The sequence below is a fragment of the Alienimonas sp. DA493 genome, assembly GCF_043951915.1.
Taxonomy (GTDB): domain Bacteria; phylum Planctomycetota; class Planctomycetia; order Planctomycetales; family Planctomycetaceae; genus Alienimonas.
In genome coordinates, this window is the sequence record NZ_JBINJD010000183.1 from 1 (window position 1) to 9,999 (window position 9,999).

The window sequence follows — 9,999 nt, forward strand, 5'->3', positions numbered from 1 at the left end:
CCCCGATCCGCACCGCCGTCTACGTCAAACCCGCCGGCGACGAGCCCGTGTGGAAGATCGAACGCCGCCTGAAGAAGACGCCGGCGACGCGGCTCCATTCCCCCCGTCAGCCGAGGGTCGCCCGGAGGGTGGTGACTTCGCGGATGCGGTCGACGCGGTACTGCTTCTCCTTGGCGTCGGCGTGGCACCAGGCGAACAGGTACAGCTCCCCGCCTCGCCGCCGCAGGCTGCGGGGGGTGACGGAGCGGGCGGCCACGCCCTTGGTGCCGCCGTCGTAGACGATGCTGATCGTCGTCCGGCTCTCGATCGCCGCCGTCAGGGCCGCGTGGTCGCCCGGCGGCGGTTCGTAACGCCGCCGCCGTCGCGGCCAGCCGGAACCGCTGCCCGAACTGCCGCGGGAGGACGGGACCGTCGCCCGCAGCGGGCCGCAGCCGCACAGGGCGTCCAGTTGGCCGATCGTCCGCACCGCCGGCGGGCGCTGCACGAGGTTCAGAAACACCGCCATCAGCGCCCGGGCGTCGGACAGCGCCCGGTGGGCCCGGTCGTTCGTCACGCCGAAGCGGGCGGCGCAGTTCTTCAACGAATGGCTGCGTTCGGTCGGCATCCGCCGGCGGGAGAGCCGCACGGTGTCCATCACCGGCGCCGCCGGCGCCGCCAGCCCGGCCCGGGCCAGGGCGGCCCCGACGAAGCCCATGTCGAACCGGGCGTTGTGGGCCATCAGCACCGGCGGGGCCTCGCCCTCCGCGATCCAGTCGAGGAACCGCGGCAGCACCTCCGCCATCGGGGCGGCGTCGGCCACGTGAGCGTCGGTGATGCCGTGCACCCGCACGACGTTCGCAGGGATCGGCCGGCCGGGGTTCACCAGTTCCTCGAACCGTCCGAGCTCTCGCCCGGCGAGGTCGAAGCGGACGGCGCCGATCTCCACCGTGCGGTCGGTCGCGGCGGTGCAGCCGGTCGTTTCCAGGTCGAAGGCGACGAAGGCCGCCTCGCTCAACGCGGCGTCGCCCCGTGCGGCGTCAGGGTCGGGGCCCGCCGCGGAGGAACCTGGGGACGGGCCGGTCGACGCGGGTTCGCTCATCCGTGCGGCGTCTGGGAGGGGGAAGGAAGGCGTCAAAACTGCGAGCGGCGGACGGATTGTCGCCCCCCGATCGGTTCAGGCAACAGGACGCGCCCCCGGGTCGTTCCCGATGGGCGACGGGACGTTCCCCCGGCGCCCAGGCCGGCTTCCGCGGGATAGAGTTTTCGCGGTTCGTCGCCGTTCCCCTCCCGCCCGCACAGCAACGATGTTCGAGAAAACCCGCGGCCTGCTCAAAGGGCTCGCCCTGGGCGCCGGGGCGATGTACCTGTTCGATCCGCAGTGCGGCGCCACCCGGCGGAGCAAGCTGAAGGGCCAGTTCGTCCGGGCCGGCTCGGACTACGGCACGCTGTGGGAGAAGGGCTCGAAGGATCTGGCGAACCGGATCAAGGGGCAGGCCTTCGAGGCGAAGGGCCTGCTGACCGGCGAGGTCGCCGACGACGCCACCGTCGAGAACCGCGTGCGGGCCGCCGCCGGCCACCTGCTGACCGACGCCGGCGGCCTCCGGGTCGAGGCCCGCGACGGGGTGGTCACGCTGGGCGGCACCGTGCGGCCGGGCGAGCCGGACCTGCTGGTGCCCGCCGTGGAAAAGGTGCGGGGCGTCCGCAGCGTCGAGGCCCTGCTCACCACCGCCGGGGAGCCGATCCCGCACCGGCCGCAGACCGGACTGGCCGCCAATCTGCCCACCGGCGAACTGACCCACGCCGCCCGCCTCGGGCTGGCGACCGCCGGCGTGGGCCTGCTGGCCCGGGCCGTGCTGCGCCGCGGCCCGCTGATGTTGCCGCTGGGTGCGGCCGGGCTGGCCCTGTTCCAGAAGGGCCGCCGCGGCGGACGGGTGGAGGACCTGCTCGGCCTGTCGCAGGCGCCCAAGCCGCTTCACCTGGACAAAACCATTCACATCGACGCCCCCCGGGAGCAGGTGTACCAGTTCCTGCTCGACGCCGAGGCCAGCCGCCGGTTCTTCCCCGGACACTGGCAGGTCGAGGACCTGGGCGACGGCCGCCACCGCTGGGGCACCACCTTCGCCGGGGCGCAGCTCACCTGCGAAGAGGTCGTCACGGAGCAGGTCGAGAACGAGAAGATCGCTTGGCAAAGCACCCCGGACAGCCTCGTGCAGTACGAGGGGCAGGCCCGCTTCGAGCCCGAGGGCGACGGCACCCGGGTCAGCGTGCACCTCAGTTGGCAGCCGCCCGGCGGCAGCCTCGGGGAGATCGCCGCCCGCGCCTTCCGCGTCGACCCCAAGAGCATGCTCGATGAGGGGTTGAAGCGGTCCAAGATGCACCTCGAAGAACACGCCGTTCGTCCGGTTCACACGTAATTTCCTCTCCCCCGTTGATCTTGTAGTCATGGCGCACGACGCCCCCGCCGGCACCGTCGAGCATTACCGCCTCCGTTTGACGGTGATGCACGACCGCCTCGCCCGTCAAATTGCAGACGAACGCGAACACGTCGACGAGTCTTTGAAGGGCTCCACCGGCGACCGCATCCTGCACACGCACAACGCGGACATGGACACGGAGGGCCTGGACGCCGCCGTCGGCGCCGCCCGCGGGCTCCATAAAGAGATGGACGAGGTCGACGGCGCCCTCAACGAACTCTCCGACCGCCCCGGCGACGAACAGGTCGAGGGCGACGAGAAGGCTCGCTTCGACATGCTCCTCTCCACGCAGGACTTCGCGGAGGAGATGGACAAGAAGTTCGGCGCCAAGAAGTAGGGTCCGCTCTGCGGACCGCGTTGGGAACGTTCGGCGACCGAAACAGGGCGGTCCGCACAGCGGACCCTACGTCCACCGCTCCGGCCGCCGCGTGTGCCAGTCCGTCCTCGCCTGGTACGCCCGGCCGACGGCCAGCACGCGATTTTCCCCGAAGGCCCGACCGACGAGGTTCAGCCCCGTCGGCAGGCCGTCGGCGTCGAAGCCGTTGGGCAGGCAGAGCCCCGGCAGACCCGCCGCATTCGCCGGGCCGCCCAACGTCTCCGCCCGCGCCCCGGGGGCGTAGCGGCGGAAGGGCATCCCCAGCGGTTGAGCGACCGTCGCCCGAGCCGGCGTGACGACGGCGTCGTACGGCGCCAGCCACCGGTCCAGCGCCCGGGCGAACCTCGCCCGCACCCGCAGGGCGTTCAGATAATCGACCGCCGGGATCATCCGCCCGGCGTACCCGCCGTAGCGGTCCTCCGGGGCGGTCAGGTCCCAAGACAGGCCGTCGCGGAGGAAGTCGTCGGACGCGGCGGCCAGTTCCGCGTTGAGAATCAGCGTCGCCGCGGCCCCGTACGGAAAGGCCGGCAGGGCGATCTCCTCGACCGTCCCCAGTTCCCGCAGCGCCGCGACGCTCGCCTCGTAGTTCTCCCGCACCGCGTCCTGCGCCCGGTCCGCCGCCCCCGGCAGGATCGCCAGTTTGAACGGCGGCGTGGGGGTTCGCTTCGGCGGATAGCGGTACGCCCGCTCCGCGACCATCTCGTCCGGCGGGAACGCCTCACCAATCTCCCCCGGTTCGCCGTCGCCGTGAGGCGGCGCGCCCCGGAAAGCGCCCGAACCCGCGATCGCGTTCAGCACGAGCCCGCAGTCGTGGGCCGTGCGGGCCAGCGGGCCGAGCTTGTCCATCGTCCAAGACAACACCATGCAGCCGGCCCGGTCGACGCGGCCGAAGGTCGGCCGCAGTCCGCACACGCCGTTGTTGTTGGCGGGGGAATGAATGCTGCCCCAGGTCTCGCTGCCGAGGGCGAACGGCAGCAGCCCGGCCCCCACGGCGCTGCCGGACCCGCTGGAACTCCCGCCGGCCCAGCGGCCTTCGCCCCACGCGGCCTCCGGCGGGCCGGTGAAGGAGGCGTCCGGCTGGTCGTAGCCGAACCCGCCGGCCCACTCCGTCATCGCCAGCTTCGCGCACAGCACGGCCCCGGCGGTCTTCAACTTGGCGACGGCGGCGGCGTCCTGATCGAACCGCTGATCCCGCAGCGGCGCCGCCCCCCACGTCGTCGGGTACCCCGCCGCGGCGAGCAAATCCTTCGCCCCGTACGGAATGCCGTGCAGCGGTCCGCGGTCGACGCCCATCGCCAGTTCCGCGTCGGCCCGCTTCGCCTCCCGCAGCGCCCGCTCCCGGGTGAGGGTGACGACGGCGTTCAACGTCGCCCCGTACGTTTCCAGCCGGTGCAGGAAGAACTCCGCCAGTTCGACCGCGGAATAGTCCCCCCGCCGCAGGGCCGCGGCGTGCGTGGGGATGTCGGCGAAGGCGTCGATCGGCACGGCGGCTCACATCCCGTTCAACTTCAACCACAACAGCACGGCCCCGAGCAGCGCGAGCCCGGCGATCAGCCGGTCCCCGCCCCGGCAGAGCGCCAGCCCGAGCCCCCCGCACGCCGCCGAGGCCTGCAAAAATCCGTCCCGCGGCCACGCGTCCCGGGTCGTCCAGGCGAACCAGACCGCCCCGACCCACGACAGCGCCGCGACGAACGCGATCCACCGCGTCCACGACGGCCGGTGCACCTTGCGCACCTCCCGGGCCGCGAACTCCGCCGGCGATTCGCCTTTGCGGGGGCGGCTCACGGCGTCTCCCCCGGCCGGCCCCGGTCGCGGGCCTCCCACGTCAGCCAGAGGCCCCAGAGCAATAACGGCGGCGAGGCGAAGCGGTTGGCGAGCGTGACGGCGCTGACCAGCCACATCACCGGATGATTTGCCCAACTGTCGAGCGAACTGGTGGGCGGGTTCATCCACATCGCCACGCTCCAAACCAGGCTGAGGAACGCTGAAGCGACCGCCAATCCTGCTGCGGCCAAGATCGGCGTTGCTCCCGGCGTGTTCAGCGACCGCCGCCGTGTCGCGAAAACGGCAATCGCCGCCCATATAGCCGCCTGAACCAATAACGGCCCAACACCGAACAGCAGAAACGAGGTGATTCCGCTTACTGCGGGCATCAGTCCGGCTCCCCCGAGGCGTCATGAACGCCGTCGCCCGCCCGGTACGCCGTCCACAGCGGTCCCGGGCCGTCGGCGTTGGTGAGGTTCGCCTCGGCGAGGATCTGCCCGTAATACAGGTTCGTGGCGATTTGTCGGGCGATTTCCGGCCGCTTCGCCTCGACGCGGGTCTCCGGGAACCGGCTGAGCAGAACCTCGTACAGCAGGGCCGCCTGCACGCCGAGGCCCCGCGGCGCCGGCGGTTTGGGGGCCGTCAGCGGCGGGTCAGCCCCAGGTTTGGGCGCGTCGCCCGCAGCCGCGGCGGCGACGCCGGCGGCGACGGTCTCGCCCAGTTGGCGGCGGGTCAGCGGGACGCTCATGCGGCCATCGTAGGGTTCGCTGTGCGAACCGTCCTCTCCGATCTCGGAGCCCGCAGAGTGCGGTCCGCGGAGCGGACCCTACGGCCGAAAGGCTCGCCGGTTGGTTCCGGCCCCGGTCCGGGCGATACTGCCGGTCCGCTTCCCCCTTCACCGGTCGCCCTCCGATGCAGACCGTTCGCTTCGCCCGCCGCCTCCTCCAACGCGCCGACGCCAAGGCGATCTGGAAGATGGCCTGGAACCTCGGCCTCGGCGGGGCGAATAGCGTCCGGCTGCACAAAAAGCGGCTGAAGTCCGGGCAGTTTTTTCCGCCGTTCCTGTACGTCTCCGTCATTAACTCCTGCAACCTGCGCTGTCAGGGCTGCTGGGTGGACGTGGCCCACGACCGGCAGACGATCGACCTGCCCACGATGGACCGCCTCATCAACGAGGCGAAGGAGATGGGGAACCGCTTTTTCGGCCTCGTCGGCGGCGAGCCGTTCATGCATCCGGATCTGCTCGAAATCCCCAAGCGGCACCCGGACTGCTATTTCCAGATCTTCACCAACGGCCAGTTCATCACCGCCGACGTGGCGAAGGAAATGCGTCGGCTGGGGAACGTCACGCCGTTAATCAGCGTGGAGGGAAACGAAACCGTCTCCGACGAACGCCGCGGCCGCAAAGGGGTTTATAACAAGACGCTCCGCGGGATCAAAAACTGCCTGGAGCACAAGGTGCCTACCGGCGTGTGCACCAGCGTGGCGGCGTCGAATTTCGACGACCTCGTCAACGACGCCTGGCTCGACAAGCTCATCGAGATGGGCGTGCTTTATACCTGGTTTCACGTCTACCGCCCGATGGGCCCGGACGCCTGCGAGGATCTCTGCCTCTCCCGGGCCCAGCAGAAAGCCCTGCGGGAGTTCGTCGTCACCCGCCGGGCCAGCAAGCCGATCGCCATTATCGACGCGTATTACGACGGCGAAGGCAAAGCCCTCTGCCCCGCCGTCACCGGCATTTCGCACCACATTAATCCGTGGGGCGACATCGAACCCTGCCCGATCGTGCAGTTCAGCAAGGAATCGATCCACAAAGAGGGCGGCCGCGCCGGCGACGACCCCCGCCACCTGCGGGATCGGTTCATCGAAAGCAAGTTCCTGAAAGACTTCCGCGACGTCGCCGCCGCCCACACCCGCGGCTGCATCGTGCTGGAACGGCCGGACCTATTAAAGACTGTGGTGGAGGCGAACGCCGCCGAGGACAGCACCGCCCGCCGCACCGCGATGGCGGAACTCTCCGCGATGACGGTCCGCACCAGCCAATATCACCCCGGCGACGAGGTGCCGGAGAAAAGCTGGGCGTATCGGCTGGCGAAGAAATATCTGTTCGCCGACTTCGGCGTCTACGACGGTCACGACCACACCGACAAAGCCGCCCCGTATCTCTTGGAACGGGCGGAGGCCGGCGGGGAGTTGCCGAAGCCCGCGCGGGCGGAGGCGGACCTTGTGCAGTTGACGGTCTGATCCGCGCCGCCTTCCACGAACCCGAAGCGTCAGCGAGGGCTTCGGTCGATTGTTCCGGGTCCGCCCTCGCTGACGCTTCGGGTTGGTACGTTTTATGACCGCCACCGTGCTCGTCCTCAACGCCGGCAGTAGTTCCCTGAAATGGGATCTGTTCGCCGCCCCGGCCCTGACGTCGTTGAAGTCCGGCGTGGTCGAGCGCATCGGCGAGGAGGGTGGCGTTCCCGATCACGCCGCGGCGTTGGCCGCCGTGCTGGACGAATTGGGCGAGGACCGGCCGGCGGTCGTGGGGCACCGGATCGTCCACGGCGGGCGGTCCTTCAGCGGGCCGGCGTTGTTGGACGAGGCGGCGGTCGCCGAGGTGGAGCGGCTCGTGCCGCTCGCCCCGCTGCACAACCCGGCGGCGCTGGCGGGGGTGCGGGCCGTCGCCGAGCGGTTGCCGGACGTGCCGCAGGTCGGGGCGTTCGACACCGCCTTTCACCAAACCATGCCGGAGGCCGCCGCCCGCTACGCCCTGCCGGCGTGGTGCGAAGCGGAGCACGGCGTCCGCCGCTACGGCTTCCACGGCACCTCGCATCAATACGTCAGCCGCGTCGCCGGCGAGTTCTTGCGGGAAACGGCCGGCCGCTCCCCCGCGGAATTAAAGCTCGTCACGCTCCATCTGGGCAACGGGTGCAGCGCCGCGGCGGTCTCGGGGGGCGTCTGCGTGGACACCAGCATGGGCCTGACGCCGCTGGAGGGCCTCGTGATGGGCACCCGCACCGGGGACCTCGACCCGGCGGCCGTGACCTATTTACAACGCTCTGCCGGGCTGTCGGCGGAGGAGATGGATCGTTTGCTGAACCGCGAGAGCGGTCTAAAAGGTCTGTGCGGCGACAACGACGTCCGCCGCGTGCTCCAGCGGGCCGCCGACGGCGACGCCGACGCCGAGCTGGCCCTCGACGTCTATTGCCGCCGCATCCGCAAATACGTGGGGGCCTACGCGGCGGCGCTGGGTCGGTTGGACGGGGTGGTCTTTACCGCGGGGGTGGGTGAGAACGCCGCGGAGATCCGCCGCCGGGTCTGCGAACCGCTGGCCGGGTTCGGGATCGCGCTGGACGCCGCGGCGAACGCCCGGCGGTCGAAGGAGGTTCGCCGCCTCGACGCCGGCGGCCCCGTCGCCGTGCTCGTCGTGCCGACGGACGAGGAAGGCGAAATCGCCCGGCAGGCGTGGGGTTTGGCGGGGGTCGGCTGAGCGGACGCACGGCCCCGCCCGCGGAAGGGCCCGCCGCGCGGACCGGCGGCGGCGTCGCGGATAGAATCGCGGCATGTTTCATCAGCACACGCTCCCCAACGGCGTCACGGTTCTTGCGGAACTGGACGCCGACGCCCACTCCGTCGCCGCCGGCTACTTCGTGCGGTGCGGTCGGCGGGACGAACCGGAGGAACTGGCCGGCGTCTCCCACTTCCTGGAGCACATGGCCTTCAAGGGGGACGAACGCTACAGCGCCGAGGACATGAACCGCGTCTTCGACGAGATCGGCGCCCGCTACAACGCCTACACCTCCCACGAACAAACCGTCTACTACGCCGCCGTCCTGCCGGAGCACCTGCCGGTCGCGGTCGATCTGCTCTCCACCCTCACCCGGCCGGTGTTGCGGGACGAGGAGTTCGACCTCGAAAAGCAGGTCATTCTGGAGGAGATCGGCATGCACGAGGACCAGCCCGGCAGCGTGGCCTACGACGCGTTGAACGAGGCCCACTTCGCCGGGCACCCCCTCGCCGGCAGCATCCTCGGCACGAACGAGTCCATCGGCGGGCTGTCGATCGAGGCGATGCGGGACTATCACGCCTCCCGCTACGTCGGTTCGAATCTGATCCTCGCCGTCTGCGGCAACGCGAAATGGGAGGAGGTGCTCCAACTCGCCGAGGAGCACGCCGGCCGGGCGCCGAAGGGCGAGACCGACCGCCCCCTGCCGGAGCCGCACCCGCCGGGGGCGGTTCGCACGATTTATAAACCGGAGAACGCCCAGCAGACGGTGATGCTGGCGGGGAACGCCCCGGGCAACGCCTCCCCGCTGCGGCACGCGGCGGAGTTATTGAGCGTGATCGTCGGCGACGACACCGGCAGCCGGTTGTTCTGGGAACTGGTCGACCCCGGCCGCTGCGAGGCCTGTGAATTGAGCTACACCGACTTCGCCGGCGCCGGGATGTACCTGACGTACCTCTCCTGCGACCCGGACCGGGCCGCGGAGAACGTCGCCGCCGTGCGGGGCGTGTTCGACGCCGTCAACGAGCGCGGGATTACCGCCGAAGAGTTGGCCCAGGCGAAAAATAAAGTCGCCAGCCGGATCGTGCTGCGGAGCGAGCGCCCGATGGGCCGGCTGGGCAGCCTCGGCGGGAACTGGCAGGATCGCGGCGAATATAAAACGGTCGAGGACGACCTCGCCGACCTGCGGCGGCTGACGGTGCACGACCTCCGCGACCTGCTGACGGAATTCCCGCTGGAGGTCGTCACCACGGCGGCCGTGGGCCCGTTGGAAACGATGTCGTAGGGTCCGCTTTGCGGACCGCATCTTGAGATCCATGCTTGCCGTGGACGGTCCGCGGAGCGGACCCTACAGGAATGCACGTCCGCGAGATGACCGCCGCCGATCTGGACGCCGTGCGGGCGATCTTCAACCACGCGGTGGAGCACACGACCGCCGTTTGGACGGAGACGCCGCGCAGCGACTCGGCCCAGCGGGCGTGGTACGAGGAAAAACAGGCCGGCGACTGGCCGACGCTGGTCGCGGAGGCGGCCGGGGCGGTCGTCGGGTTCGCCGCCGTCGGCCCGTTCCGCCCGCAACCGGGTTTCCGGGAGACGGCGGAGCACAGCGTCTACGTCGCCCCGACGGCCCAGGGCCGCGGCGTCGGCCGGGCGCTGCTCACGGCGCTGCTGGACCGGGCCCCGGCGGCGGGGCTGCGCTGCCTGATCGGCGTGCTCTCCGCGGACAACGCGGCCAGTCTCAAACTGCACGCCGCGCTGGGCTTCGAGGAGGTCGGTCGCCTGCCGGGCGTCGGCGTGAAGTGGAACCGCCGGCTGGACGCAGTGTTCGTGCAGAGGGCGCTGAACGAGGCAGCGTAATGACGCTCACAAACCGAGAGCCGCGACCGTCAGGGAGCGTTTCTCTGCGGTCGCGGACC

11 protein-coding genes are annotated in these 9,999 nt (G+C 70.6%); 6 read left to right on the forward strand and 5 right to left on the reverse strand.

Going from position 1 to position 9,999, the window contains the following annotated elements; genetic code table 11:
• Window positions 1–106 precede the first annotated feature (106 nt).
• On the reverse strand, window positions 107–1,078 hold the full coding sequence (locus ACG2DA_RS19740; protein ID WP_395258015.1) for an exonuclease domain-containing protein: 972 nt from the start codon (window positions 1,076–1,078) through the stop codon (window positions 107–109).
• 205 nt (window positions 1,079–1,283) lie between these two features.
• Here ACG2DA_RS19740 and ACG2DA_RS19745 point away from each other — a divergent pair, with 205 nt between their 5' ends.
• Both ACG2DA_RS19745 and ACG2DA_RS19750 read left to right on the forward strand, forming a co-directional pair.
• Window positions 1,284–2,393 carry an SRPBCC family protein gene (locus ACG2DA_RS19745; protein WP_395258016.1) on the forward strand — a complete coding sequence of 370 codons (1,110 nt, stop codon included), beginning with the start codon at window positions 1,284–1,286 and terminating at the stop codon, window positions 2,391–2,393.
• A 28-nt stretch (window positions 2,394–2,421) separates the two neighbouring features.
• Entirely contained in the window at window positions 2,422–2,790 is a 369-nt protein-coding gene (locus ACG2DA_RS19750) for a hypothetical protein (protein ID WP_395258019.1), read from the forward strand.
• Between the two features lie 66 nt (window positions 2,791–2,856).
• Here the strand turns inward: ACG2DA_RS19750 and ACG2DA_RS19755 are convergent, their stop codons facing one another.
• The 4 genes from ACG2DA_RS19755 to ACG2DA_RS19770 form a co-directional block, all read right to left on the reverse strand.
• Complete coding sequence (locus ACG2DA_RS19755; RefSeq protein ID WP_395258021.1) at window positions 2,857–4,314, reverse strand: amidase; 1,458 nt, start codon at window positions 4,312–4,314, stop codon at window positions 2,857–2,859.
• 6 nt (window positions 4,315–4,320) lie between these two features.
• Window positions 4,321–4,614, reverse strand: a complete 294-nt coding sequence (locus tag ACG2DA_RS19760) for a hypothetical protein (protein ID WP_395258022.1) — start codon at window positions 4,612–4,614, stop codon at window positions 4,321–4,323.
• Window positions 4,611–4,829, reverse strand: coding sequence for a hypothetical protein (locus ACG2DA_RS19765; protein WP_395258024.1), 219 nt, complete (start codon window positions 4,827–4,829; stop codon window positions 4,611–4,613). Before ACG2DA_RS19765 ends, ACG2DA_RS19760 begins: the two co-directional genes overlap by 4 nt.
• A gap of 152 nt (window positions 4,830–4,981) precedes the next feature.
• A complete protein-coding gene (locus ACG2DA_RS19770; RefSeq protein WP_395258025.1) occupies window positions 4,982–5,341 on the reverse strand; it encodes a hypothetical protein in 360 nt (119 codons plus the stop codon).
• A gap of 164 nt (window positions 5,342–5,505) precedes the next feature.
• On the opposite strand from ACG2DA_RS19770, the gene ACG2DA_RS19775 reads away from it, so the two are divergent.
• From ACG2DA_RS19775 to ACG2DA_RS19790, 4 genes are all read left to right on the forward strand, one after another.
• A complete protein-coding gene (locus ACG2DA_RS19775) occupies window positions 5,506–6,837 on the forward strand; it encodes a radical SAM/SPASM domain-containing protein (RefSeq protein WP_395258027.1) in 1,332 nt (443 codons plus the stop codon).
• A 94-nt stretch (window positions 6,838–6,931) separates the two neighbouring features.
• Window positions 6,932–8,068 (forward strand): acetate/propionate family kinase, encoded by a 1,137-nt coding sequence (locus ACG2DA_RS19780; protein ID WP_395258029.1) that lies wholly within the window; start codon window positions 6,932–6,934, stop codon window positions 8,066–8,068.
• Window positions 8,069–8,141: 73 nt separating this feature from the next.
• Complete coding sequence (locus ACG2DA_RS19785; RefSeq protein WP_395258030.1) at window positions 8,142–9,368, forward strand: M16 family metallopeptidase; 1,227 nt, start codon at window positions 8,142–8,144, stop codon at window positions 9,366–9,368.
• A gap of 86 nt (window positions 9,369–9,454) precedes the next feature.
• Window positions 9,455–9,940: a GNAT family N-acetyltransferase gene (locus ACG2DA_RS19790; RefSeq protein ID WP_395258032.1), complete on the forward strand. Its 486-nt coding sequence runs from the start codon at window positions 9,455–9,457 to the stop codon at window positions 9,938–9,940.
• Window positions 9,941–9,999 lie beyond the last annotated feature (59 nt).

Bases quoted from the DNA above. Each gene is read 5' to 3' on its own strand.
- ACG2DA_RS19740 (WP_395258015.1), bottom strand. From the start codon at position 1,078: ATGAGCGAACCCGCGTCGACCGGCCCGTCCCCAGGTTCCTCCGCGGCG.
- ACG2DA_RS19745 (WP_395258016.1), top strand. From the start codon at position 1,284: ATGTTCGAGAAAACCCGCGGCCTGCTCAAAGGGCTCGCCCTGGGCGCC.
- ACG2DA_RS19750 (WP_395258019.1), top strand. From the start codon at position 2,422: ATGGCGCACGACGCCCCCGCCGGCACCGTCGAGCATTACCGCCTCCGT.
- ACG2DA_RS19770 (WP_395258025.1), bottom strand. From the start codon at position 5,341: ATGAGCGTCCCGCTGACCCGCCGCCAACTGGGCGAGACCGTCGCCGCC.
- ACG2DA_RS19775 (WP_395258027.1), top strand. From the start codon at position 5,506: ATGCAGACCGTTCGCTTCGCCCGCCGCCTCCTCCAACGCGCCGACGCC.
- ACG2DA_RS19780 (WP_395258029.1), top strand. From the start codon at position 6,932: ATGACCGCCACCGTGCTCGTCCTCAACGCCGGCAGTAGTTCCCTGAAA.
- ACG2DA_RS19785 (WP_395258030.1), top strand. From the start codon at position 8,142: ATGTTTCATCAGCACACGCTCCCCAACGGCGTCACGGTTCTTGCGGAA.
- ACG2DA_RS19790 (WP_395258032.1), top strand. From the start codon at position 9,455: ATGACCGCCGCCGATCTGGACGCCGTGCGGGCGATCTTCAACCACGCG.